This window comes from Xanthomonas sp. NCPPB 3174, from assembly GCF_056725205.1.
Window position 1 is genome coordinate 3809176 of sequence record NZ_CM161517.1, and the last position, 25276, is coordinate 3834451.

Annotated in this window: 21 protein-coding genes and 1 riboswitch; of the genes, 11 read left to right on the plus strand and 10 right to left on the minus strand. The window is 71.7% G+C overall.

The window, feature by feature from the left end; genetic code table 11:
• Positions 1-87 precede the first annotated feature (87 nt).
• Positions 88-187, minus strand: a riboswitch (TPP riboswitch).
• A 215-nt stretch (positions 188-402) separates the two neighbouring features.
• Complete coding sequence (locus AC1PK7_RS16430; RefSeq protein ID WP_481098828.1) at positions 403-2259, minus strand: methyl-accepting chemotaxis protein; 1857 nt, start codon at positions 2257-2259, stop codon at positions 403-405.
• Between the two features lie 253 nt (positions 2260-2512).
• Complete coding sequence (ggt, locus tag AC1PK7_RS16435; RefSeq protein WP_481098829.1) at positions 2513-4234, minus strand: gamma-glutamyltransferase; 1722 nt, start codon at positions 4232-4234, stop codon at positions 2513-2515.
• Between the two features lie 489 nt (positions 4235-4723).
• On the opposite strand from ggt, the gene ilvC reads away from it, so the two are divergent.
• The 9 genes from ilvC to leuB all read left to right on the plus strand — a co-directional run bounded on the left by ilvC (position 4724) and on the right by leuB (position 13891).
• Complete coding sequence (gene ilvC / locus AC1PK7_RS16440; protein WP_010343386.1) at positions 4724-5731, plus strand: ketol-acid reductoisomerase; 1008 nt, start codon at positions 4724-4726, stop codon at positions 5729-5731.
• A 43-nt stretch (positions 5732-5774) separates the two neighbouring features.
• The gene (gene ilvG, locus AC1PK7_RS16445; RefSeq protein WP_481098830.1) at positions 5775-7496 is read left to right on the plus strand and encodes an acetolactate synthase 2 catalytic subunit; all 1722 of its coding nucleotides are present in this window, start codon (positions 5775-5777) and stop codon (positions 7494-7496) included.
• The gene (locus tag AC1PK7_RS16450) at positions 7480-7728 is read left to right on the plus strand and encodes an ACT domain-containing protein (RefSeq protein ID WP_010343388.1); all 249 of its coding nucleotides are present in this window, start codon (positions 7480-7482) and stop codon (positions 7726-7728) included. Before ilvG ends, AC1PK7_RS16450 begins: the two co-directional genes overlap by 17 nt.
• A gap of 195 nt (positions 7729-7923) precedes the next feature.
• Entirely contained in the window at positions 7924-9027 is a 1104-nt protein-coding gene (locus tag AC1PK7_RS16455) for a threonine dehydratase (RefSeq protein WP_481098831.1), read from the plus strand.
• Positions 9024-10580 carry a 2-isopropylmalate synthase gene (locus AC1PK7_RS16460; protein ID WP_010344477.1) on the plus strand — a complete coding sequence of 519 codons (1557 nt, stop codon included), beginning with the start codon at positions 9024-9026 and terminating at the stop codon, positions 10578-10580. Before AC1PK7_RS16455 ends, AC1PK7_RS16460 begins: the two co-directional genes overlap by 4 nt.
• A gap of 84 nt (positions 10581-10664) precedes the next feature.
• Entirely contained in the window at positions 10665-12080 is a 1416-nt protein-coding gene (gene leuC, locus AC1PK7_RS16465) for a 3-isopropylmalate dehydratase large subunit (protein ID WP_481098832.1), read from the plus strand.
• A complete protein-coding gene (locus AC1PK7_RS16470; RefSeq protein WP_152235851.1) occupies positions 12080-12262 on the plus strand; it encodes a hypothetical protein in 183 nt (60 codons plus the stop codon). Before leuC ends, AC1PK7_RS16470 begins: the two co-directional genes overlap by 1 nt.
• Positions 12262-12840, plus strand: a complete 579-nt coding sequence (gene leuD, locus AC1PK7_RS16475) for a 3-isopropylmalate dehydratase small subunit (RefSeq protein WP_017914017.1) — start codon at positions 12262-12264, stop codon at positions 12838-12840. The genes AC1PK7_RS16470 and leuD overlap by 1 nt, the downstream gene beginning before the upstream one ends.
• Positions 12830-13891 (plus strand): 3-isopropylmalate dehydrogenase, encoded by a 1062-nt coding sequence (gene leuB / locus AC1PK7_RS16480; protein ID WP_481098833.1) that lies wholly within the window; start codon positions 12830-12832, stop codon positions 13889-13891. The genes leuD and leuB overlap by 11 nt, the downstream gene beginning before the upstream one ends.
• 179 nt (positions 13892-14070) lie before the next feature.
• Here the strand turns inward: leuB and AC1PK7_RS16485 are convergent, their stop codons facing one another.
• The 8 genes from AC1PK7_RS16485 to AC1PK7_RS16520 form a co-directional block, all read right to left on the minus strand.
• Entirely contained in the window at positions 14071-17076 is a 3006-nt protein-coding gene (locus AC1PK7_RS16485) for a two-component regulator propeller domain-containing protein (RefSeq protein WP_481098834.1), read from the minus strand.
• 113 nt (positions 17077-17189) lie between these two features.
• Positions 17190-18566, minus strand: a complete 1377-nt coding sequence (locus AC1PK7_RS16490) for an ATP-binding protein (RefSeq protein ID WP_481100914.1) — start codon at positions 18564-18566, stop codon at positions 17190-17192.
• A 17-nt stretch (positions 18567-18583) separates the two neighbouring features.
• Positions 18584-19261, minus strand: coding sequence for a response regulator transcription factor (locus AC1PK7_RS16495; RefSeq protein ID WP_010344484.1), 678 nt, complete (start codon positions 19259-19261; stop codon positions 18584-18586).
• Positions 19262-19282: 21 nt separating this feature from the next.
• Positions 19283-19936 carry a tetratricopeptide repeat protein gene (locus AC1PK7_RS16500; protein ID WP_481098835.1) on the minus strand — a complete coding sequence of 218 codons (654 nt, stop codon included), beginning with the start codon at positions 19934-19936 and terminating at the stop codon, positions 19283-19285.
• Entirely contained in the window at positions 19933-20751 is an 819-nt protein-coding gene (locus tag AC1PK7_RS16505; RefSeq protein WP_152239343.1) for an SDR family oxidoreductase, read from the minus strand. The genes AC1PK7_RS16500 and AC1PK7_RS16505 overlap by 4 nt, the downstream gene beginning before the upstream one ends.
• Positions 20751-21428, minus strand: a complete 678-nt coding sequence (locus tag AC1PK7_RS16510; RefSeq protein ID WP_481098836.1) for an iron-containing redox enzyme family protein — start codon at positions 21426-21428, stop codon at positions 20751-20753. Before AC1PK7_RS16510 ends, AC1PK7_RS16505 begins: the two co-directional genes overlap by 1 nt.
• Positions 21425-22918 (minus strand): AMP-binding protein, encoded by a 1494-nt coding sequence (locus AC1PK7_RS16515; protein WP_481098837.1) that lies wholly within the window; start codon positions 22916-22918, stop codon positions 21425-21427. The genes AC1PK7_RS16510 and AC1PK7_RS16515 overlap by 4 nt, the downstream gene beginning before the upstream one ends.
• The gene (locus tag AC1PK7_RS16520; RefSeq protein WP_481098838.1) at positions 22915-23571 is read right to left on the minus strand and encodes a thermostable hemolysin; all 657 of its coding nucleotides are present in this window, start codon (positions 23569-23571) and stop codon (positions 22915-22917) included. Before AC1PK7_RS16520 ends, AC1PK7_RS16515 begins: the two co-directional genes overlap by 4 nt.
• Positions 23572-23806: 235 nt before the next feature.
• Here AC1PK7_RS16520 and AC1PK7_RS16525 point away from each other — a divergent pair, with 235 nt between their 5' ends.
• Together AC1PK7_RS16525 and AC1PK7_RS16530 are read left to right on the plus strand one after the other, a co-directional pair.
• Positions 23807-24466: a TetR/AcrR family transcriptional regulator gene (locus AC1PK7_RS16525; protein ID WP_481098839.1), complete on the plus strand. Its 660-nt coding sequence runs from the start codon at positions 23807-23809 to the stop codon at positions 24464-24466.
• A gap of 134 nt (positions 24467-24600) precedes the next feature.
• Positions 24601-25260 carry a protein-L-isoaspartate O-methyltransferase family protein gene (locus tag AC1PK7_RS16530; protein WP_481098840.1) on the plus strand — a complete coding sequence of 220 codons (660 nt, stop codon included), beginning with the start codon at positions 24601-24603 and terminating at the stop codon, positions 25258-25260.
• Positions 25261-25276: the final 16 nt, after the last annotated feature.

A 25276-nucleotide genomic window follows, 5' to 3' on the forward strand; every position in this document is an offset into this window, starting at 1 on the left:
CCGCGGGGGAACGCGGGACGGGTGCGAGCGGACTCGCATCTCGGACGAAGCGGCGGCGCGGGCCCGCCACGGACGCGCACGCGCCGACAGCGGACTTGCGAAGCTTCCCTACGCCGGTATCAGCCGGATCAGGTTCGAAGGGACTGTCTCAACCGCGGCCTGCGCCGCGGTACCCCCGCTTCTGCGGCTATTAGACCCGTTTCCGCCGCTGGCCGCCAACCGGCGCGGGCTGAACGCCAGCATAGCCGCCGCGCCCATGTGTCAGCGCCGCGACACAGATTGCCGCCGGCGACAAACCGCGACCACGCGGCCGGCCTAGGCTGGACCGACAAGAATCCACGCTCTCTCTCTCATTGCCGCCGGCACCACCGGCGGCATTTTTTTGCCCGCGCGGGCGATGGCTCATTCCAGCATGTAGGCCACGCGCAGGCCGCCCCAGTGGCGCCCGCGCACATGCACCGGCACCGACAGGTCGAACAGGATCTGCCCGGTATCGCGCCGGTACACCTGCAGCAGATAGGGCGCGGTGTGGCGGCCGACGTTGCGGCCGACCCGGTCGGCGAAGATGCGCTTGGTGCGGTTGCCGACCAGGTCGCGCGCGCGGTCGCCGCTGAGCGGCTGGCTGAAGCGCAGATTGTGGGTCGGCACATAGCCGTCGACGTTGGCGCAGATCGCGAACACGATCCATGGATGCGCGGCCAGCAACGGCTCCTGCAGCGGCGGCAACAGCTCGTCGCACAACGCATCGAACGCGGTGCGGTACTTGGGCGGGTCGATGCCGGGGATCGGCACGTATTCGGTGGAGAACAGCGCATCCTCGCCGATCCGCCCGCGCGCCAGTGCGGCCTCCAGGGCCAGGCCAACGCTGACCGCGGCCGCCTGCGCCAGATCGCGCACGCGCGCATGCCGTGGCTGCCGCATCGGATCGGCGGGCAGCCGGAACAGGTTCACGCAGTCGTGCAGGGTCTCGCTGCCGGCGGCCAGGTCGGCGCTGCGCTGGAGCACCTGCGCGGCGTGCTGCAGATTGCTCCGACTGAGCCCGACCACGTGCTCCACGGCGCGGCCGATGCCGCCGATCTCCCCGCTCTGCGTGGCGATGCGGCCGGCCACTGCCTCCATCGCCGTACTGGCGCGGCCGAGCAACTCGCCGATGCCACCCAGCACCTGTTCGGTGCGCTGCGCCGAGGCGGCGCTGTCCTGCAGCGCCGCACCGGTCTCGCCGATGATGCTGCGCACGTCGCGCGCCGCGGTGGCGGCGCGGTCGGCCAGTTGCCGGATCTCGGTGGCGACCACCGCGAACCCGCGCCCGGCCGGACCGGCATGCACCGCTTCGATGCTGGCGTTGATCGAGAGGATATTGGTCTGGAACGCGACCGCATCGATCACCTCGATGACCTGGTTGGCGCGCGCCGAACGCCGCGCCAGCTCCTGCATCGCCTGGCCGAGGCTGTGCGCCGCCTCCACGCCCTGGCGGGCGCTGTCGTCGGCGCTGGCCGCCACCGCGATCACCGCGCGCAGGTCGCGGTCCATCTCCTGCAGGCTCTGCAGCAACTGCCGGGTGGTGCCCAGCACGGTCTGCAGCGCATCCAGCTGGGTCTGGGACTGCCGCGCCAGTTCGTCGTTCTCGGCGACCACGTGCGGCACGTCGGCGGCGATCTGCAGCGACAACGCCACCGCCTGGCGGATCGCCTCGGCCAGGTTGCCGAAGCCGGCCGACAGGCGCCGCCCCGGCATCGCCTCGGTCTCCTGCGCCGACAGCGGCGTCTGCAGCCCCAGATCCAGATCGCAGCCGGTCAGCCGCTCGCCGACCCGATCCAGCAGCGCCTGCGCCACCGCCCCCTCCTGGATCCGCTGCGCCAGCGCCTGCAGCGCCGGGCTGGTCGCCCCCTGCGGCTGACCCTCGCCGAGCAGCGCGACGTCGCGCAACAGTGCCGCGGTTTCTGGATGCGGCAGCGACAGCAGCCAGCCCTGGCCGCCACGATCGCGGTCGCGCTGGTAGCGCACGCGGCGCGCGGGATCGCCCCCCGGCGCCTGCCAACTGCCTTCGCTGTCGACCAGCGCGGACAGCGGCAAGCCCCAGACCGCCTCGCTGGCGGCGCCGAGCAGCGTTTCGGCCGGGACGCCCAGCAGGTCCAGGGCGGCACGGTTGGCGGCACTCACGCGACCGTCGGGCTCCAGCCGCAACAGCGCGATCGGGGCATCCGGCAAACCGGCAACGGGCGCGGCGTCGGCATCGGGACTGCGTGAGAACAAGGCCATCGGCGTCTTCCTCAGTGCTGCGGCCATGGTATCGGGTCGCCCACCTGGCGTTGCAGCCGTCGCACGCGCAAACGGGATCGCCATCATGGGCCGGTCGGCCAGGACGCCCGCCGCGGCATCACGCCGAGGCGGCGGCCGCGCGGCGCACGATCGCCGCCTGGCGCCGCGAACCGGACGTAGCGGCCGGATCGCGTCGTGTCTGCCGCCCTCGCTTTTGCGGGCCCCGCGTCCCGGGCCCAGTTGCGGCGTTTCCTCAATAACCGGCGGCCTGCCCGTCCTTGCGGCTCTCCGAGGCGCCGTAGTACACGCCACTGTCCGGGTCGCGCGCGATCGCCTGGTAGCCGCCATAGGGGCCGTCGGCGAAGATCACCCGGTGACCCTTGCGCATCAGCGCGCGGATCGTCTCGTAGGAAAAGCCGGTCTCCAGGTTCAGCTCGCCGCCGTCGCGCATCGCGGTGGCCTGCCCGGTCGGCTCGGTGGAGCCGTCGTGCTGGATCCGCGGCGCGTCGCCCGCCTCCTGCAGGTTCATGTGGAAATCGATCAGGTTCATCAGGATCTGCACGTGGCCCTGCGGCTGCATCGCCCCGCCCATCACGCCGAAGCTCAACCACGGCTTGCCGTCCTTGGTCACGAACGCGGGGATGATGGTCTGGAACGGACGCTTGCCCGGCGCGTAGCCGTTGGGGTGGTCCTTCTGCAGCACGAACATCTCGCCGCGGTCCTGCAGGATGAAGCCCAGCCCCGGCGGCGCCATGCCGCTGCCCATGCCGCGGTAGTTGGACTGGATCAGCGACACCATCATGCCGTCGGCATCGGCGACGGCCAGGTAGATGGTGTCGCCCTCCTCCAGTTGCTTCGGCGTGCCCGGCTGCACCTCCTTCAGCGCGCGGTCCATCGAGATCAGCGCGCGCCGCTGCGCGGCATAGTCCTTGGAGATCAGCCGCGCCAGCGGCGCCGGCTGGAACGCCGGGTCGGCATAGAACCGCGCGCGGTCGGCGAAGGCCAGCTTCTTGGCCTCGGTGAACAGGTGCACGTGCTCGGCCGAGCCGAACGGAATCCTGGAGAAGTCGTAGCCCTCCAGGATGTTGAGCATCTGCAGCGCGGCGATGCCCTGGCTGTTGGGCGGCAGCTCCCACACGTCGTAGCCGCGGTAGTTGGTGGACACCGGCTCGACCCATTCGCCGTGGTGGCTGGCCAGGTCCTCATAGCGCAGGAAGCCGCCATTGGCCTTGAAATAGGCATCGATGGTGCGCGCGATCGGCCCCTTGTAGAACGCGTCGCGGCCGCCGTCGGCGATCTGCTGCAGGGTGTTGGCCAGGTTCGGGTTCTTCCACAGCTCGCCCTTGCGCGGGGCGCGGCCGTCGATGGTGAACTGCTCTTTGAAGCCGGGGTACTGCGACAGCCGCGGCACCGAAAGGCCCCAGTAGTAGGCGATGGTCTCGGCCACCGGATGGCCGTCGCGGGCGTAGCGGATCGCCGGCGCCAGGTTCTGCGCCATCGTCCTGCGCCCGAAACGGTCGTGCAGCGCAAACCAGCCGTCGACCGCGCCGGGCACCGACACCGGCAGCGGGCCGGTGGCCGGGATCTCCTTCAGCCCGCGGCGCTGGAACTCGGCCAGGGTCAGCGCCTTGGGCGAGCGGCCGGAGCCGTTGTAGCCGTACAGCTTCTGCGTCTTCGGATCCCAGACGATGGCGAACAGGTCGCCGCCGACGCCGTTGCCGGTCGGCTCCATCAGCCCCAGCGCGGCGTTGGCGGCGATCGCCGCGTCCACCGCCGAACCGCCATCGCGCATCGTGTCCAGCGCGATCTGCGTGGCCAGCGGCTGCGAGGTGGCGGCCATGGCATGCGGGGCGATCACTTCCGAGCGGGTGGCGAACGGCTGGCCGGTGATGCGGTCGGCGGCCTGCGCCGGCACCGACGTGGCCAGCGCCAGGGCCAGCGCCAGGCGCGCCAGGGAAGGAAGCGAGACGGACATCCGCGGCTCTCCGGAAACAGGGACGCCCACCGTACCCGAGTGCGGCGGGCGGCGCCGCGCACGCGTGCACATCGCGCCCTTGGCAATCGCCGCATTTCCGCGCAGTCGGCGCCATTCGCCGCCCGCGCCGCCTCCGTTTCATGCGTAACCATGCAGTGCTGGCGCGGCTTTCGGCACATTCGTGCAGAAGGGCCGGCGACACAGTTGACAGTCGCGCAAAGCCCATGTTTATCTCGCTGCATGTTGCAGCGCCACACCCGCCCGAAGCCGACCCACCAGCCCGCCGCATTGCGCGCGGACGCTGCCGCGTCGCTCCTCGTACTCGTGCTTATTACCTCGCCCACAAGTGCGGGACGAACCGGCGTGTAAGCGACAAGCAGCCAGGATTCGATCAGACCCCGCACCGGCAACGGCGCGGGGTTTTTCGTTTCAGTGACCACGAATGCAAGACCCCTCTCCACTCCAACACCGTTCAAGGACATCCGCCCCATGACCAGTTCCGCCCAGCCCACCACCAAGATCGCCATCGTCGGTTACGGCAGCCAGGGCCGCGCGCACGCGCTGAACCTGCGCGAGTCCGGCTTCGACGTCACCATCGGCCTGCGTGCCGGCGGCCCGACCGAAGCCAAGGCGCAGGCCGACGGCTTCGTGGTGAAGAGCCCCGCCGAGGCGGTGAAGGACGCCGACCTGGTCGCGGTGCTGACCCCGGACATGGTGCAGAAGAAGCTGTACGAAGAGGTGCTGGCGCCGAACATGAAGCAGGGCGCCTGCCTGCTGTTCGCGCATGGCCTGAACGTGCACTTCGACATGATCAAGCCGCGCGCCGACCTGGACGTGGTGCTGGTCGCGCCGAAGGGCCCCGGCGCGCTGGTGCGCCGCGAGTACGAGATCGGCCGCGGCGTGCCGTGCATCTGGGCGGTGTACCAGGACAAGAGCGGCAAGGCCGAGCAGTTCGCGCTGGAATACGCCGCCGGCCTGGGCGGCGCGCGCGCCAACCTGATCAAGACGACCTTCAAGGAAGAGACCGAGACCGACCTGTTCGGCGAGCAGGCGGTGCTGTGCGGCGGCGCCTCGTCGCTGGTGCAGGCCGGCTTCGAAGTACTGGTGGAAGCCGGCTACCAGCCGGAAATCGCCTATTACGAAGTGCTGCACGAACTGAAGCTGATCGTCGACCTGTTCTACGAAGGCGGCATCACCCGCATGCTCGAGTTCGTCTCCGAGACCGCGCAGTACGGCGACTACGTCAGCGGCCCGCGGGTGATTGACGCGGCCACCAAGGAGCGCATGCGCGACGTGCTGACCGACATCCAGAACGGCACCTTCACCAAGAACTGGGTGGCCGAGTACGACGCCGGCCTGCCGAACTACAAGAAGTTCAAGCAGGCCGACCTGGACCACCCGATCGAAACGGTCGGCAAGCAGCTGCGCGCCAAGATGGTGTGGCTCAACGGCGACGCCGCTGCCGCGCCGGCCGCCGGCGGCACCAAGGCCGCGTAACCCGCGGCTCCCCCACCCGCTTCCACCGAAAGGTCGCCACCGTATGAACTCCTCCGCTCACGGCACGCCCCGCAACGGCGCGCGCTGGCTGACGCAGGCCCTGGAAGCCGAAGGCGTGGACACGCTGTTCGGCTATCCGGGCGGCACCATCATGCCGTTCTACGACGCGCTGGTAGACAGCCAGCTCAAGCACATCCTGGTCCGCCACGAACAGGGCGCGGCGCTGGCCGCCAACGGCTACGCCCGCGCCAGCGGACGGGTCGGCGTGTGCGTCGCCACGTCCGGCCCGGGCGCGTCCAACCTGGTCACCGGCATCGCCGATGCGATGCTCGACTCGGTGCCGATGATCTGCCTGACCGGACAGGTCGCCACGCCGCTGCTGGGCACCGACGCGTTCCAGGAACTGGACGTGTTCGGGCTGACCCTGCCGATCGTCAAGCACAGCTTCCTGGTGCGGCATGTGGAAGACCTGCCGCAGGTGCTGCGCGACGCGTTCCGCATCGCCCGTGAAGGGCGGCCGGGGCCGGTGCTAATCGACCTGCCCAAGGACGTGCAGCTGGCCGATGCCGCGCATCTGCCGGCGCACGTGCCGGCGGCGGTGCCGACCCCGCCGGCGCCGCAGGACGCGGTGCTGGCCGAGGCGCTGGCGGCGATCGCCGGCGCCGAGAAGCCGGTGATCTACGGCGGCGGCGGCATCGCCCTGGGCGATGCGGTGGACGCGTTCCGCCAGTTCGTCGAGGCCACCCGCATCCCCACCGTGCTGACCCTGCGCGGCCTGGGCGCATTGCCGCACGCGCACCCGCATTACCTGGGCATGCTCGGCATGCACGGCACCCGCGCCGCCAACATGGCGGTGCAGGAGTCGGACCTGCTGATCGTGGTCGGCGCGCGCTTCGACGACCGCGCCACCGGCAAGCTGGCCGAGTTCGCGCCGTTCGCGCGGGTCATCCACCTGGACGCCGACGCCTGCGAGATCTCCAAGCTGCGCCAGGCCGATATCGCCGTGCCCGGCGACGTGGCGCAGGCGCTGCGCGCGCTGGCCGCGGCCACCAGCACCTGCGAGCCCTGGCACGCGCGCTGCGTCGCCCACCGCGAGAAGTTCGGCGCGCGCTACGACGCACCCGGGCAGGACATCTACGCGCCCGGCCTGCTGAAGCGGCTGAGCGAACTGGCCCCGGCCGACACCGTGATCGCCTGCGACGTCGGCCAGCACCAGATGTGGGTCGCCCAGCACTGCCGCTTCAACCACCCGCGCAACCACCTGACCAGCGGCGCGCTGGGCACCATGGGCTTCGGCCTGCCGGCGGCGATGGGCGCGCAGTTCGCCTGCCCGGACCGCACCGTGGTGCTGGTCAGCGGCGACGGCAGCTTCATGATGAACGTGCAGGAGCTGGTCACCATCGCCCGCTGCAAGCTGCCGGTGAAGATCGTGCTGCTGGACAACAGTTCGCTGGGCATGGTGCGGCAGTGGCAGGAACTGTTCTTCGCCGAGCGCTACAGCGAGATCGACCTGTCCGACAACCCGGATTTCGCCGCGCTGGCGCAGGTGTTCGGCATCCCGGCCAAGCGCATCACCGCGCGCGGGCAGGTCGACGACGCGCTGGCCGAGCTGCTGGCGCAGCCGGGCCCGGCGCTGCTGCACGTGGCCATCGACGCCCGCGCCAACGTGTGGCCGCTGGTGCCGCCGAACACCGCCAACAGCACCATGCTGGAAAGCAATCCCGCGACCCAGCGCCAGGAGACGACACATGCGTTACCAGCTTGACCTGGTGCTGAAACCGATCGACGGCGCCCTGCTGCGCGCGATCGGCATGGCCGAACGCCGCGGCTTCGCGCCGATCTCGATCAGCGGTGCGCCGGTGGCCGAGGACGCCGGCCGCTGGCACCTGCAACTGGTGGTGGACGGCAACCGTCCCGGCGAGACCCTGCGCCTGCAGATGGAGAAGGTCTACGACTGCGAATCGGTGCGCGTGACCGCGCTGGACGGCGTAGCGTGATGGCGCCGGGATTCGGGAGTGGGGAGTCGGGATTGGGCGCGCATCCCAACGTCCCGGCGTGCATGGCGGTCCTGCCGCGCCAGCGCCGTACTGCCATGCGGAGGCATCTTCTTCAACGGAGGTCGCTTCTTCTCGCCTGCGCCCAGGATTCCCGCTGCGCATCCCCACTCCCCACTCCCCGCTCCCGGCCCCACCATGTCTGACGCCGGCCGCCCTGCGCAGGAGCCGGATGTAGGCCACGTCGCCGTCAGCGTGGCCGACGTGCTGGCCGCGCAGGCGCGGCTGCGCCGCTACCTGTCGCCGACGCCGGTGCATTACGCCGAGCGCTTCGGCGTCTGGCTGAAGCTGGAAAACCTGCAGCGCACCGGTTCCTACAAGGTGCGCGGCGCGCTCAATGCGCTGCTGGCCGGGCTGGAACGCGGCGACGAGCGCGCGGTGATCTGCGCCTCCGCCGGCAACCACGCGCAGGGCGTGGCCTGGGCCGCACACCGGCTGGGCGTGCAGGCGATCACGGTGATGCCGCACGGCGCACCGCAGACCAAGATCGCCGGCGTCGCGCACTGGGGCGCCACGGTGCGCCAGCACGGCAACAGCTACGACGAGGCCTTCGCCTTCGCCCGCGAGCTGGCCGAACAGAACGGCTACCGCTTCCTGTCCGCTTTCGACGACCCCGACGTGATCGCCGGCCAGGGCACCGTCGGCATCGAACTGGCCGCGCACGCCCCGGACGTGGTGATCGTGCCGATCGGCGGCGGCGGCCTGGCCTCCGGCGTGGCCCTGGCGCTGCGCTCGCAGGGCGTGCGCGTGGTCGGCGCCCAGGTCGAAGGCGTGGACTCGATGGCGCGGGCGATCCGCGGCGACGTCCGCGCCGTGGATCCGGTGCCCACCCTGGCCGACGGCGTCAAGGTTAAAATCCCCGGGTTCATCACCCGCCGGCTGTGCGCCAGCCTGCTCGACGATGTGGTGATCGTGCGCGAGGCGGAACTGCGCGAAACGCTGGTCCGCCTGGCGCTGGAGGAGCACGTCATCGCCGAGGGCGCCGGCGCGCTGGCCCTGGCGGCCGGGCGCCGCGTCGCCGGCAAGCGCAAGTGCGCGGTGGTGTCCGGTGGCAACATCGACGCCGGCGTGCTGGCGACGCTGCTGTCGGAGGTGCGCCCGCGCCCGCCGCGCAAGCCGCGCCGCCGCAGCGCCGAGCGACTTCGCAGCCAACGTCCCGCTCCGCCCGCCCCTGCCCGCATCGCTCCGTCCCCGCATTCCCATCCGCAAGCCACCGCCGCCGTAGAGGAACCCATCTGGTGAACACTTCCGTTTCTTCCCAGACCCCCCGCATCCGCATTTTCGACACCACCCTGCGCGACGGCGAGCAATCCCCCGGCTGCAGCATGACCCCGCCGCAGAAGCTGGTGATGGCGCGCGCCCTGGCCGAGCTGGGCGTGGACATCATCGAGACCGGCTTCCCGGCCAGCTCGCAGTCCGACCGCGAGGCGATGGCGCTGATCGGCCGCGAGCTGCGCACGCCGACCCTGGCGGTGCTGTCGCGCTGCCTGGCCGCCGACATCGAGACCTCGGCGCGGGCGCTGGAAGCGGCGGCCAATCCGCGCCTGCACGTGTTCCTGTCGACCAGCCCGCTGCACCGCGAGCACAAGCTGCGCATGACCCGCGAGCAGGTCCTGGAGTCGGTGCGCAAGCACGTGGCGCTGGCGCGCCAGTACGTGGACGATGTGGAGTTCTCGGCCGAGGACGCCACCCGCACCGAGGAGGATTTCCTGGCCGAGGTCGCCAGCGTGGCGATCGCCGCCGGCGCCACCACCATCAACCTGCCCGACACGGTCGGCTTCACCACCCCGGAAGAGATCCGCGGCATGTTCGCGCGGATCATCGCCAACGTCCCCGGCGCCGACCGCGTGGTGTTCAGCACCCACTGCCACAACGACCTGGGACTGGCCGTGGCAAACTCGCTGGCCGCGGTGGAAGGCGGCGCGCGGCAGGTGGAATGCACCATCAACGGCATCGGCGAGCGCGCCGGCAACTGCGCGCTGGAAGAGATCGCGATGGCGCTGAAGGTCCGCAACGCGTTCTACGAGCTGGATACCGCGATCAACACGCCGCGCATCGTCGCCACCTCGCAGCTGCTGCAGCGCCTGGTCGGCATGCCGGTCCAACGCAACAAGGCGATCGTCGGCGGCAACGCCTTCGCCCACGAGTCGGGCATCCACCAGCACGGCATGCTGCGCCACCGCGGCACCTACGAAATCATGCGCCCGGAAGATGTGGGCTGGGAGTCCTCGCAGATGGTGCTGGGCCGCCACAGTGGCCGCGCCGCGGTCGAGCAGCGCCTGCGTGCGCTGGGCTACGTGCTGGACGAGGCCGAACTGAACATCGCCTTCGATGCGTTCAAGGCGCTGTGCGAACAGCAGCGCGTGGTCAACGACGCCGACCTGCAGGCGATGATGCAGGATGCGCCGGAGAGCCAGGGTTACCGGCTGTCGTCGATGACCGTCAGCGACCGCGGCCAGCGCGCCAGCGCGCAGGTCGAGCTGTCCGACCCGGACGGCCAGCGGGTCAGCGAGCGCGCCGAGGGCGACGGCCCGGTGGACGCGCTGTTCGCCGCGCTGTCGGCCGCCACCGGCGTGCAGCTGGTGCTGGACAGCTACCAGGTGCACAGCGTCGGCATCGGCGCCGACGCGCGCGGCGAGGCCAACCTCAGCGTGCGCCACGGCGAGGTCGAGTACGACGGCACCGGCACCAGCCGCGACATCATCGAGGCCAGCGCGCTGGCCTGGCTGGACGTGGCCAACCGCGTGCTGCGCCAGCGCCAGGCGGCGCCGGCCGCCGCCGACGCGATGGCCTGAGCGGCCACGCCGCGGTCATTGTCCTCGTGCACGCTCGCCTTCGCTCGCCCTCCCCGCCCAGCTTTCCTGCCAGGTAGTTCCGCAATGTCCGCCACTCCCCGCACCCTGTACGACAAGCTGTGGGACGCGCACGTCGTCGTCCCCGAAAGCGCCGCCGCCCCGGCGGTGCTTTACATCGATCTGCACCTGATCCACGAAGTGACCTCGCCGCAGGCGTTCACCGAGCTCAAGACGCGCGGCCTGGCGCCGCGCCGGCCCGACCGCACCAAGGCGACGATGGACCATTCCACGCCGACCCTGCCGCGCGGCGCCGACGGCAAGCTGCCGTACTACACCCCGGCCTCCGAGGCGCAGGTGGACATGCTCGCGCGCAACTGCGCCGACTACGGCATCGAACTGTTCGACATGGGCTCTGACAACCGCGGCATCGTCCACGTGATCGCGCCGGAGCAGGGCTTCACCCAGCCCGGCATGACCATCGTCTGCGGCGACAGCCACACCTCCACGCATGGCGCGTTCGGGGCGCTGGCGTTCGGCATCGGCACCAGCGAAGTCGGCCACGTGCTGGCCACGCAGTGCCTGCTGCAGCGCAAGGCCAGGACCATGGCGATCACCGTCGACGGGCCGCTGGCGCCGGGCGTTGGCGCCAAGGACGTGATCCTGCACATCATCGGCGTGATCGGGGTCAACGGCGGCACCGGCCACGTGCTGGAATACCGCGGCTCCACCATCGAAGCGATGGACATGGAACAGCGCATGACCCTGTGCAACATGTCGATCGAGGCCGGCGCGCGCGCCGGCATGGTCGCGCCGGACCAGGTCACCTTCGACTGGGTCGCCAACACCCCGCGCGGCCCCAAGGGCGCCGACTTCGACGCCGCCGTGCAGCGCTGGTCGCAGTTGCGCAGCGATCCCGGCGCGCGCTTCGACGCCGAGGTGCACATCGATGCGCGCGACATCCGCCCGACCCTGACCTGGGGCACCCACCCCGGCACCGCGATCGCGGTGGACGTGCCGATCCCGGCCGCACAGGATCCGGCGGCGCAGAAGGGTCTGCACTACATGCACCTGGAAGCCGGGCACGCGCTGATCGGCACGCCGGTGGACGTGGTGTTCGTCGGTTCCTGCACCAACGGCCGGCTCAGCGACATGCGCGCCGTGGCGCAGGTGCTGCGCGGCCGCAAGGTGGCGCCGCACGTGCGCATGCTGGTGGTGCCGGGTTCGGAGATCGTCAAGCGTCAGGCCGAGGCCGAGGGCATCCACGAGGTGGTGCGCGCGGCCGGTGCGGAATGGCGCGAGTCCGGCTGCTCGATGTGCATCGCCATGAACGGCGACCTGGTGGCGCCGGGACAGCTGGCGGTGAGCACCAGCAATCGCAATTTCGAGGGCCGTCAGGGCCCGGGCTCGCGCACTCTGCTGGCCTCGCCGCTGACCGCGGCCTGGGCGGCGGTGAACGGCAAGGTCAGCGATCCGCGCGCGCTGTTCGCGGAGGTCGCGTGATGGCATCGCACATCGCCGCGTTCGCGGCCACGCTGACCTTCGTCGCCACCACCACCCGCGCCTTTGCGCACCGCCACCAGCCGCTGCTGCCGCCGCACGTGCCGCCCGCGGCGCTGCCGCCGCCCGTGGCCGACGCCGCAGCGCCCGCCCCCGACTCCGTCGCTTCCCAGGAGACCCCGTGATGGCCGGCTTCGCCACCCTCACCTCGCGCAGCGTGGTGCTGCGCCAGACCAACATCGACACCGACCAGATCATCCCGGCGCGGTTCCTGTCCACCACCGAGCGCGCCGGCCTCGGCCGCCACGCCTTCAACGACTGGCGCTGGCAGGCCGACGGCACGCCGAACCCGGAGTTCGCCTTCAACCAGGCGCACAACGCCGGCCGCCAGATCCTGCTGGCCGGGCGCAACTTCGGCTGCGGCTCCTCGCGCGAGCATGCGCCGTGGGCGCTGACCGACCTGGGCCTGCGCGCCATCGTCAGCAGCGAGATCGCCGACATCTTCCGCAACAACAGCCTCAAGAACGGCCTACTGCCGATCGTGCTGGCCGAGGACGACGTGCAGACGCTGATGCAGCGCCCGGACGACGAACTGACCGTGGACGTGGCCGCGCGCGAACTGCGCACGCCCGACGGCCGCGTCTACGCCTTCCCGCTCGACGCGTTCTCGCAGACCTGCCTGCTCGAAGGCGTGGACGAGATGGGCTACCTGCTGCTGCGCCAACCCGACATCGAACGCTACGAGGCCACCCATGCACGCTGACATCGTCGTCCTGCCCGGCGACGGCATCGGTCCGGAAGTCGCCGCCGCCGCGGTCGCGGTGCTGCGCGCCGTCGCCGCGCGCCACGGCCACGACTTCCAGTTTCACGAACACGACATCGGCGGCATCGCCATCGACCGTCACGGCGAGCCGCTGCCGGCGGCCACGCTGACCGCCTGCCAGGGCGCCGACGCGGTGCTGCTGGGCGCGGTCGGCGGACCGAAGTGGTCCGATCCCAACGCCAAGGTGCGCCCCGAGCAGGGCCTGCTGGCGATCCGCCGCGGCCTGGGCCTGTTCGCCAACCTGCGCCCGGTCAAACCGCACAAGGCGGCGCTGGACGCCTCGCCGATCAAGCCGCACCTGCTGCAGGGCGTGGACATCGTGGTGGTGCGCGAACTGACCGGCGGCATCTACTTCGGCGACAAGACCCGCAGCACCAGCGACGCCAGCGACCTGTGCCGCTATACCGTTGCGGAGATCGAACGGGTGCTGCGCAGCGCGTTCCGCCTGGCCCGGCAGCGCCGCAACCACGTGGTCTCGGTGGACAAGGCCAACGTGCTGGAAACCTCGCGGCTGTGGCGCGACGTCGCCGCGCGCATCGGCCGCGAGGAATTCCCGGACGTGCGCCTGGAACACCAACTGGTCGATTCGATGGCCATGCACCTGCTGGCCAAGCCGCGCGAGTACGACGTGATCGTCACCGAGAACATGTTCGGCGACATCCTCACCGACGAGGCATCGATGCTGGCCGGCTCGCTGGGGCTGCTGCCCTCGGCCTCGCTGGGCGACGGCCGCATCGGTCTGTACGAGCCGATCCACGGCTCGGCACCGGACATCGCCGGCAAGGGCATCGCCAATCCCTACGCGACCATCCTCAGCGCGGCGCTGCTGCTGCGCCATTCGCTGGGCCTGGACGCCGAAGCGGTGGCCATCGAGCAGGCGGTGGATGCCGCGCTCGAGGCGCAGGCGTTCACCGCCGATCTCGCCGCGCCCGGCCAGGGCATCTCCACCGAGGCGGCCACGCAGGCGGTGTTGCAGCGCCTGCAAGGCTGATCCGCGCCGGCGCGCTGGCGCCAGCCGCCTCCCGCCCGCCGCGACGATGCGGCGGGTGCGGAACGCCCCACTGGAATACCCCACGCGCTTCGCGGCGCCTGCCTGGCGCCTGCGCGCGCTGCCCACGCAACCTGCGTCGCCGCGCAACCGTCGCGCTGCGTCCGTGTGGCGACAGCGCCCTAGCCCACCACCCGATCGCGGCCTTCGCGCTTGGCCTGGTACAGGAGCTTGTCGGCCTTCACCAGCAGGTCGCGGCGCGTGCGCAGGGTCGGCGACACGCAGGCGAAGCCGATGCTGGCGGTGAAGCGCACCGCGCGCCCGTCGTCGTCGTACAGCACCAGGTCGGCGATGCGCACGCGCAACGCGTCCAGGCGCGCACGCGCCGGTTCCTGGTCCAGGCCGGGCAGCACCAGCAGGAATTCCTCGCCGCCGTGGCGCGCAGCGAACGCCTGCTCGCCGAGGCTGGCGCGCAGCGCCTCGCCGACCCGGCGCAGCACCTCGTCGCCGATCTCGTGGCCGTACGCGTCGTTGATCTTCTTGAAATGGTCGATGTCCAGCAGCGCCACGCACAGGGGCGTGCGCGTGCTCAGCGCCCGCTCCAGCGCCGCGTTGAGGTAGGGATCGCCGGTGCGCCGGTTGGGCAGGCCGGTCAGGGCATCGTGGCCGGCCTGGTAGGCGAGCTTGCGCACCAGATCCTCGCGTTCGAGATTGGCCAGCTTCAAGGCCAGGTTCTTGGCCTTCAGCTCGTGGGTACGCTCGGCGATGATGGTGTTGAGGCGACGCTGGCGGCGCCGGTAGCGATGGCTGCGGCCGCGGTACCACCACAGGATCAGGCCGGTCGCGCACAGGGCCACCAGCACCACGAACGGCCAGCGCTCCCAGAACGGCGGCACCAACTGCAACTGCAGCGAGGCGCTGCCGATGCGGTCGCTGCGCGACCAGTCCAGCGGGCTGGTCATCGCCTGCACGTCCAGGCGATAGCTGCCCGACGGCAGGTTGGTGTAGACGGCCTCCTCGCTGCTGCCGGCATCGACCCACTGGCGGTCGAACCCCTGCAGGCGGTAGCGGTAGCGCACCTTGTCCGGCGAGCGGAAGCTCAGCCCGGCATAGCCGACCGCGAGCCGGGCGACGCCGCCGTGCAGGCGGTACTCGCCCCGCAGCGGCTGCGCCACGCCATCCACCTGCACGTGCGAGATCACCAGCGGCGGCGCCCGCACGTCGCGCCGGCTCGGCAGCGCCGGATCGATCAGCGCCAGGCCGGCCGATGTCGGGATCAGCAATATCCCGTCGCGGCTGCGCCAACCGGCCGGCGCGGTGCTGCCGTTGCCCTGCACGCTGGGCATGCCGTCGCTGCGATCGACCACGTCCACCGCCAGGGTGCTGCGCTGGCCGGCGTCCAGTTCCGCCAGACGCGCGCGCGCGATGCGCAGCACCCCACGATTGCTGTTGGCCCACAGGTTGCCGTTGCCGTCGTCGAGCAACCGGAACAGCTTGTCGCGCGGCAGGCCGACGCTGTGGTCGTAGATGCGCCACTGCCCGCCGCGTAGCCGCAGCAGCCCGCGGTCGCTGGCGACCCACATCGTGCCATCGGCATCTTCGAGGAAGTCGAAGGCGTTCTGCGCCGGGAAGCCGTGGCCGCTCGGCCGCGCCCGCAGCGTGCCGTCCGCGGCGAGCGTGGCGATGCCCTGGCTGGTGCCGATCCACAGCACGCCGGCGCGGTCGCGGTACAGCGCCTGCACCTGCCGCCCCGGCAAGCCGTCGGCGCTGCCGTAGGCCCGCGTGCGATCGCCCTTGCGGTACAGCAGCCCCTCGTTGCCGCCGATCCACAGGCCGCCGTCGGCGTCGGCCAGCAGCGCGCGCACCATGCTCCGCGGCACGCCCGCGGCCACGCCCAGGCGCTGCCGGATGCTGCCGTCGGCCGACAGCAGCAGCACGCCCTGGTCGTAGGTGCCCACCCACATGCCGCCGTCACGCGCGGCGGCCAGCGCCAGCACCGACGGATCGCGGCCTGCGCGCTCGCTCAATCGCACCCCACGGATGCGGCCGCCCTGCCAGCGGTCGAGGCCGGCGGCATGGCCGATCCAGATCGCGCCATCGGCGTTCTGCTGGACCACGCGCACGTAGTCGCTGCCCAGCCCGTCCTGGCGGGTCAGGCCGCCGGCGTCGCCCTTGGCGACGCGGAACAGGCCGTCGGTACTGCCGGCCCAGATCAGGCCTTCGTGATCCTCGATCAGCGCCGGGCTGACCACGCCGGAAATCGACAGCACTTCGTCGCTGGCGCCGTTGCCGGCGCGCCGCAGCAGTTGTCCGCTGGACAGGCTCATCCACAGCTGGCCGTCGCGGTCCTGCAGCGCGGCATCGACGCGCTGGCCGCGCCGCAGCCATTGCAGGCTGTCATCGGCGCCGAGCCAGAACACGCCCTCGTCGCTGGCCGCCAGCAGGCCGCCGTGGCGGTCGGGGGCCAGGCGCCGGATCGACGCCGTGCGCATCGCCGCCGCGCCCCAGCGCTGCGCGCGCGTGCCATGCGCGGTCAGCCGGAACAGCCCTTGCGGCGTGCCCACCAGCACCGCATCGCGGTAGCGCAGCAGCGCGGCGATGCGGGTCCTGCCCAACCCCGCGGCGGCGCCGGCATCGACCAGGCGGCCGTCGGCCTCGATCCGGAACAGGCCGTCCTCGCTGCCCACCCACAGCCCGCCATCGGCATCGCGCAGCATGGCGGTGACCCGCAGCCGTTGCGCGCGCGCATCGCCCAGATGCTCCCAGCGCCCGGCGGCGTAGCGGAACACGCCGTCGTAGGCGGTGCCGACCAGCATGCCGCCGTCGGCGTCGGCGAGCAGCGCGAACACCCCCGACAGCTCCATGCCCGGCGTGTTCTGCCGATCGAAGACGGTGAAGGCGCGGCCGTCGAAACGCGCCACGCCTTCCCAGGTGCCGACCCAGATCATGCCGTCGCGGTCCTGCGCCAGCGCGTGCACGAGGTTGTGCGGCAGCCCTTCTTGCATGGTCCAGCGCGCGATCACCGGGCGCTCGAGCACCGCGCGCTCGGTCAGCGACGCGGCCGGTTCGGCGCGCGCGACGACACTGGCGCAGCACAACGCCAGCAACAGGCACAGACCCACGCCCAGGCGGCGACACAGCGCGTGCGCGCCGTCGCGAATATCGTGACGCCGATCCCCCTGTTCCATCCTTTCCGAATCACACCGGTAACGGCGCGCGGGTACCCCCTGTGGGCAGATGGCTAATCTATCACCGCCTGTTCGGCGCCGATGTCAGGGTGTTCCTGACGCCCCGGCTGGATTCACGGCGGCAGCGGCAGGGTCACGCAGACGCGCAGGCCGCCCAGGGTCGGGGAGGTGTCCAGGGTCACCTCGCCGCCGTGCGCGCTCACCACCTCGCGCACGATCGCCAGGCCCAGGCCGCTGCCCTCCACGCCGCTACCCAGTTCGCGGTGGAAGCGCGCGAACACCCGCTCGCGCGCCTCGGCCGGGATGCCGGGGCCGGAATCCTCGACGCTGAAGCAGACCCCGTCGCGCCCGGCGCACAGCGCCACCTCGACCTGGCCCTGCGGCGGAGCGTAGCGCAACGCGTTGTCGATCAGGTTGCGCACCAGCGCCGACAGCGCAGCCTCGTTGGCCGGCAGCCGCGCCGGGTCGTTGCGGCGCAGGTGCAGGTGCTGGCCGCGGCGCGCGGCCAGGTCGTGCGCCTCCTCCACCTGCAGCGCCACCAGCGCGTCCAGCGCCAGCGGCGCCAGCGTCGCGGCGGCAGCCCCCGGCTCGACCCGACTCAGGGTCAGCAACTGCGCGACCAGCCGCTCCACCCGGCGCACGCTGGCATCCAGGTGCCGCTGCGAGTCGGCGCGCTCGTCGGCATCGCGGGCCTGCCGCAGGTTGTCGGCGTGCACCTTCAGCGCGGCGATCGGGGTGCGCAGCTCGTGCGCGGCGTCGGCGATGAAGCGGCGTTCGCGCTCCAGCGCGGTCTGCAGGCGCCGCATCAGCCCGTTGACCGCGGCGACCAGGCCGAGGATCTCGCGCGGCACGCCCTGCAGCGGCAGCGGCTCCAGCCGCTGCGGATCGCGCTCGCCGATCTCTTGCGACACCCGGCTCAACGCGCCGCTGGCCCAGTTCACCAGCAGCCACACCAGCACCAGCAGCACCGGCAGCGCCAGCAGCAGCGGCAAGGCCGTGCCCAGCGCGATGTCCTCGGCCAGTTCCTCGCGGATATCGGCCTGCTCGCCGGTCTGGAACCAGCGCCCGCCCGGCGAGCGCAGGCTGAAGGTGCGCCAGCGGTCGCCATCCAGGGTCACGTCGGCGAAGCCGGCGCGCAGCGGCGCCAGTTGCCGGGTCGGCCCGCTGTCCGAGCGCAGCAGCAGATGACCGTTGCCGTCGCGGACCTGGAACGCCAGCTTGCTTTCGTAGGCGTGCCCGGTGCGGAACGCCAGCGCCTCGCCCACGCCCTGCGCCTGGCCATGCCAGCCGCGGATCACGATGGCATCGCCGGCCGGCCCCAGTCGCGACAGATCGTCCAGCGGCTCGTCGACCAGGCTCATCAGTACCCGCGAGGACTGCACCAGCTTGGCGTCGAACATCTCGCCGGCCTCCTGCAGCCCGGCGCGGTAGCTCAGCAGCGCGGTCAGCGCGAACACCGGCACCACCACGCCGAGCAGGCCGCCCAGCAAGCGTCGCCGCATCGAGCTCATGGCGCGGCCGTCGCGGCCTGGGTGTCGAGCGCGTAGCCGACCCCGCGCACCGTACGGATCAGCGCCGGATCGAGCTTGCGCCGCAACTGGTGCACGTGCACGTCCACCGCGTTACTGGCCACGTCCTCGTCCCAGCCGTACAGCCGCTGCTGGATCGAATCGCGGGCGATGGCGCGGCCGTGGCGCTCGGCCAACAGCCACAGCAGGGCGAACTCGCGTCGGGTCAGGTCGAGCGCACGGCCGCGCCAGCGCACCGCCAGGCGCTCCGGGTCCAAGTGCAGCGCACCGATCTCCAATTGCGGCGTGGCGCGGCCGGCGCTGCGCCGCAGCAGCGCACGCGTGCGCGCCAGCAGTTCGGTGGTATCGAAGGGTTTGCCCAGGTAGTCGTCGGCGCCCACGTCCAGGCCGAGCGCGCGATCGGCTGGCCGTTCGCGCGCGCTGAGCACCAGGATCGGCACGTCGGCGCCGAGCTGGCGGGTGCGCCGGATCACCTCCAGCCCGTCCATTCGCGGCAGACCCAGGTCCAGCAGCACCAGGTCGATCTCGCCATCGCCGATCGCGGCCAATGCAGCGGCACCGTCCTGCACCCAGTCCACCGAATAGGCGGCGCGGCGCAACGCGGTGCGGATGCCTTCTCCCAGCGACAGATCGTCTTCCACCAGCAGGATGCGCATGGCCGCAGTGTGGGCGGCCGCTCAGCGGCTGGCAAGATGCGTTTCGACCTCGTGCAGTACCGCCTGGATCTGCTGGCGGCGGCCGTGGTCGGCCACTTCGCGGCCAGGCCGCGGCGGTGCCGCCAGGGCCTTGCGCAAGGCCGCGGCAGCGCCGCTCCAGTCCTTCTGCGCGCGCAGGAAATCGCCGTAGAAGTAGTTGGCGTCGATGCCGTCCGGATCGTACTGCAGGCCCTGCTGCAACAACGTCCGCGCCTTGGCGTCGTCGCCGAAGCCCACCGGCCAGCCGGGCACCTGGTAGTACAGCGCGCCCAGGCTGGTGCAGCCTGCGCCGTTCAAGGCGGCCGGGTCCAGCGCCAGCGCCTGCTCGAAATCGCTGCGGGCGCGCTTGACCAGGGCGAGCGCGCCGAGTCCACCGCGTTCATTGGCCTCGCTGGACAGCACGATGCCCTCCCAGATCAGCGCCGCCGGATCGCGCGGCGACGCTTGCCGGGCCACGCCCGCCTGCGTGGCGAGGCGGGCGTAGGCCTGCAGGCGCTGCGGCTTCGGCGTCTGGTAGGCGACCTGCGCCCACTGGTCGCGCACCGCGGCCACCGCCGGGTTCAGTGGCGCGGCAGCGGCCGCCCCCAGCGGCGACAGCGCAAGCAACAACGACAGCGCACGCAGACGGACGTTCATCGGGCATCTCCAAATCGGGAAGGAGCGCGCGCGGCATGCCGGCGCACCACGGGCAACTGCGCCTTCAAACTGCGGTCCACCAGTCCCGGCAAGGCGCCGTTGAGGCGGGCGAAGAGCTTTTCCGGCCAGCCGATCTGCAGGCGCCGATCGCCGCGTTCGATCGCCTGCCGCAGCGCACGCGCCACCCGCTCGGGCGTATCGGCGCCGACCTTCAGCTCCTGGTTCATCGCATCCACCTGCGCGGTGTTGAACGCGGTGCGGGTGGCGCGCGGCGCCAGGTACTGGAAACGCACATGGCTGTCGGCGTATTCGCGCGCCAGCGCCTCGAACAGCCCGCGCAGGCCGAACTTGCTGGCGCTGTAGCCGGCGAAACCAGGGAACCCCAGGCTGCCGAAGGTCGAGCCGACCGCCACCACCGTGGCCTGCGGCTGCGCCTGCAGCAACGGCAGCAGCGCGCGCACCAGCAACATCGGCGCCATCAGGTTGGTGTCCAGCAGTTGCCGCAGATCCTGCTCGGACTGTTCGGCGAACAGGCCGAAACCGCTCTGCGCATGCGCGATCAGCAGCAGCGACGGACGGATCGGCAAGGCTCCGGCGGCGCCGAGCAACTGCGCGCGCCCGGCCGGCGTGGACAGGTCCAGCGGCAGCGGCAGCACCCGCCCCTGCGGATGCCGGCCGGCGACCTGCGCCAGCCGCACCGGGTCGCGGCCGACCGCCAGCACGCAGGCGCCGGCGGCCACCAGTTCGTCGCACAGGGCGGCGCCGATGCCGCCGCTGGCGCCAGTGAGAATCACGCTGCGTCCGTTGAGATCCATCATGCGGCCTCCGCCATGGGCAGCGCCGGCTGTACGCGCAGGCTGCGGAAGATGTCGCCGTACAGGCCGTAGAAGCGCTTGGCCGCGTGTACCACCGCGCGCTGATCGTCGGCGTCGTCGAGGCGGTCCATCAGGCCTTCGAAGAACCCGGCATGCTCGATATCCAGGTCGCCGTGCGAGCGCAGATAGCTGAATGCGTTGCGCGGCAGGCCCAGCGAGGTTTCGATGCTTTCGGCCGCGCGCGTGGCCAGCGCCACGCTGGTGCCTTCCAGCACCAGCACCATGCCGAAGAAGCCCACCGGATTGCCGCGGGCGATGGTGTCGTAGGCGTAGGCCACCATCAGTTCGGTCGCCGCCGATGGCATCGAGGCGGCGGCGGCGGCGCGGTCGGCGCCGCAGGCGGCCAGGTCGTCGAGGATCCACTCCTGGTGGCCCAGTTCTTCCTCGATGTACTCGGCCACCGCGCTGCGCAGCCACTCCAGCCGTGCCGGCAGGCGCGCGCCGCAGGCCATCAGCAGGGGCACGGTGTGGCGCACGTGGTGATAGGCCTGGCCGAGGAAGGCGACGTAGTCGGCGCCGGCGATCTGCCCGGCCAGGGCGGTCTGGATGATCGGGATGGCGATCAGGTCGGCGCGTTCGGCCTGGGTCTCGGCGAGCAGGCGGGCATGGAAACTCATTGGAAGGCTCCTGGGGCGGGATCGGGTTCGAGTTCGGCATAGCGCTGCGCCACGGCGTCGGCGTAGCGCTGCAGGATGGCGTCGCGGCGTGGGCGGCCGTTGCCGGTGAGCAGGCCGTCGGCGGCGCTGAATGGCGCGGCGGCACGTACGAAGCCGGCGACGCGGGCGTAATCGGGCAGGCCGGCGTTGACCTCGGCCAGCGCGCCGTGCAGCGCGGCGTCGTCTTCGCCGGCGCGGCGCGGCCACAGCACCGCCAGGTTGTGCGCGCGTGCCTCGCCGCACACCACCGCCTGGGCGATCAGCGGATGCTGCAGCAGTTCGCTTTCCACCCACTCCGGCGAGACGTTGCGGCCGAACGCGGTGATGAACACATGCTTGCGGCGGCCGGTGATGTGCACGAAGCCATCGGCGTCGACATGGCCCAGGTCGCCGGTGGCGATCGGCCCCGGCGCCGGGCCGGGGGCGCCCAGGTAGCCCAGGCAACGCACGCCGTCGACCTGCAGTTCGCCATCGACCACCTGCACCCGCGCATGCGGCAGCGGTCGCCCGACGCTGCCCAGGCGCTGCGCCTCGGGCCGGTTCAAGGCCACCACCGAGGCGCATTCGGTCAGGCCGTAGCCTTCGAACACCGGCAACTGCAGCGCCGCCGCACGGCACAGCAGGCCCGGACCGACGCGGCCACCGCCGACCGCCAGGTAGCGCAACGAGGCGGGCAGCGGCACGCCGCGCTCGGCGGCCATGACCAGCCCCAGCAGCAACTGCGGCACCAGGATCACGCTGTGCGGCTGGTAGCGGTGCAGGCAGGAGATCAGGGTCGGAATGTCCAGGCCGGCAGCGCCGCTGTAGCCGATCTCGGCCAGCGACGGCAGCGCGATCTGGGCGCCCGACAGCAGCGGCGCGTACAGGCCGCCGACGTTTTCCAGCAGCGTCGAAAGCGGCATCAGGCACAGGTGCCGGCGCGGCGCCAGCGCCGAGGCCGCGTCGGCCAGCGAGCCGGCCACCTGCAGCAGCGCCTCGGCACTCAGGCACACCCCCTTGGGCTGGCCGGTGGTGCCGGAGGTGTAGGTGATGCAGCCGGTGCCCGCGGGCAGGGCCACCGGCGCCTGCGCCAGGCGCCGGCCCGCCAGGCCCGGCTCCGGCAGGCGCAGCGCCTCGCCGTCGAGGCCGGCCAGCGCCGGACCCGGCGCCGCGACCAGCCCCTGCGCACCGCTGCTGGCCAGGGCGTACTGCACCTGCGCCGGACTGAAGAAGGTCGGCAGCGGCACGTGCACGCCGCCACCCAGGCGGATCGCCAGGTCCAGCAGCAGCCAGTCGGGGCCGTTGTCCAGGCGGCTGGCCACGCAATGCAACCCATGCCGCTGCAGCGCATCGGCCAGGCGCCGTGCGCGCTCGAGCAGATCGCGCTCGGGCAGCGCCCCATCGGCGTAAAGCACCCGCGCGTCGTCGCCGCGCAAGCCGGCCAGCAGGTCGGCAACGCCGGGCGCGCTCACGGCGCCCCCGCCAGGCAGGCGCGGAACGTCGGCAGCGCGCCGTGGCGTGGTTCCGCCTCGCGCTGCAGGAAGGCGTGCCCGGCGGCGATGTCGCCGAACATCAGCCGCGGCTGCGCCGCGTAATAGTCGCCCCAGTCGCTGGGGTCGTCGCGCAGGTCCTGGCCGCGCGCTTCGCCCAGTTCCACGGTCGCCAGGTGCAGGCGGTCGAAGGCGTTGCGCAGTTGCCGGGTCGCCACGAACAGCACCCAGCGCAGGCCGGCGCCGTGCAGGGTGCAGGTCAGTGCGCGGATCATCGCCCGCGCATCGCCGGCGTGTTCGGCGGCGAAATTGCCCACCTCCACCAGTTCGCTGCGCACCACCCGCCGTGGCATCCGCTCGGCGATCGCCAGCTCGGCCGGCTGCGCCAGGTACTGCTCGACGAACAGCGGGCCCTCGCTGGCGCAGCGCAGGCCCAGCGCGGCCTGCAGGCGACCGTCGGCGCCGTGGTAGGCGAGCAGGTGCGGAAGGAAGCCGCGCAGAACCGCGCCGTAGCGCTCGCGGTAGACCCGGGCGATGAAGGCTTCGACCTGCGCGCGGTCGGGATGCAGGGCATCCACCAGCACGGGGTCGGCGAAGCGGAAACCGGAAGCGGCGGAGAGCGGGACGATGGCCATGGCGGCATCGTCGGGGCCGCCGATTAGGCGACCATGAGCCCGATGTTAGGCAAATGTAAGCCGCGCATAAGCAAAGCATTGGACGGCGATATTGGCCGGCGATGCCGCCGCGGCCCGACAGGCCGATCGGCGGCGCCTGCCCTGCCCGACCACGACGCCGGCCGAACGCAGCGTCACAATAATGAACCAGCGGGTCTAGTATAAATATCGAACCGACTGGTCTAGTATTGCCGCCATGGTCAGCAAATCGCCCGCCGCCGCCAAGCCCGCCTCCCGTCCCGCCGGACCCGGCCGCCCCAAGGACATGGGCAAACGTGCCGCGATCCTGGAAGCGGCGCGGGAGATGTTTACCGAACTGGGCTTCGGCGGGGTCAGCATGGACGGCATCGCCGCCCGCGCCGGCGTCTCCAAGCTCACCGTCTACAGCCACTACGGCGACAAGGAGACCCTGTTCGCCGAGGCGGTGCGCGCGCAATGCCAGGCGCTGCTGCCGGACGACCTGTTCGGGCACGCGCTCAAGGGCCCCCTGCGCACCCAGTTGCTGGACATCGGCCAGGCCTTCTTCGCCATGATCAGCAGCGAGGCGGCGATGGCCACCCACCGCATGATGCTGACCCCCGGTACTGGCGACGACCACGTTCGCGAGATGTTCTGGAATGCTGGCCCCAAGCGCACCCAGCAGGACCTGGCCAGGTTGCTGCAGGCCCATGTCGCCGCCGGCGAACTGGACATCGCCGACCTGGACCTGGCCGCCTCGCAGTTCTTCTGCCTGGTCAAGGGCGAGCTGTACTCGCTGATGATGTGCGGCCTGTGCCGCGACGCCAGCCAGGAGCGGATCCGCGCCCATGTCGAGGCCAGCATCGACTTCTTCCTGCGTGCCTATGCGGCGCGCTAGCCCGGCCGCCCGGCCGTTCCCCGGCGCCGATGACTTCCGGCACTGCGCGCCGGGCCGTCCGGCGGCGATGCTGCGGCATACGCCCGGCCTCCGTGCCGGCTAAAATGCCCGGCCCTCCGCGTTGGATGCCCGAAATGACGATCGACTACTCCCAAGCCCGCGAAAAGATGGTGGAACAGCAGGTCCGTCCCTGGGACGTGCTGGACCTGCGCGTGCTCGACGTGCTGTCGCGGCTGCCGCGCGAGATCTTCGTGCCGCCGGCCCACCGCGCCGTGGCCTACGCCGACCTGGAAATTCCGCTGGGCCACGGCCAGTTCATGATGAAGCCGGTCATCGAAGGCCGCATGCTGCAGGCCCTGGACCTGCAGCCGGGCGAGGACGTGCTCGAGATCGGTACCGGCAGCGGCTTCGTCAGCGCCTGCCTGGGCGAGCTCGGCCGCGAAGTGGTCAGCCTGGAGATCGAGCCGGCCCTGGCCGCCGCCGCGCGCGCCAACCTGGACGCCGCCGGCCTGGGCAGCAACGTCCGCATCGAGACCGCCGACGCCTTCGCCTGGAACAGCGAGCGCCGCTTCGACGTGGTCTGCGTCACCGCCGCGGTCACCGAGATCCCGGCGCAGTTCCTGGCCTGGCTGCGTCCCGGCGGGCGCCTGTTCGCGATCCGCGGCCGCGCGCCGGTCATGGAAGCGGTGCTGGTGCATGCCGAGGCCGGCGCGCCGCGCACGGAATCGCTGTTCGAAACCGATCTGGCGTACTACCTGCGAGGCGCAGCGCCAGTCCCCCAGTTCACATTCTGATCCATCAAGGAAGCCG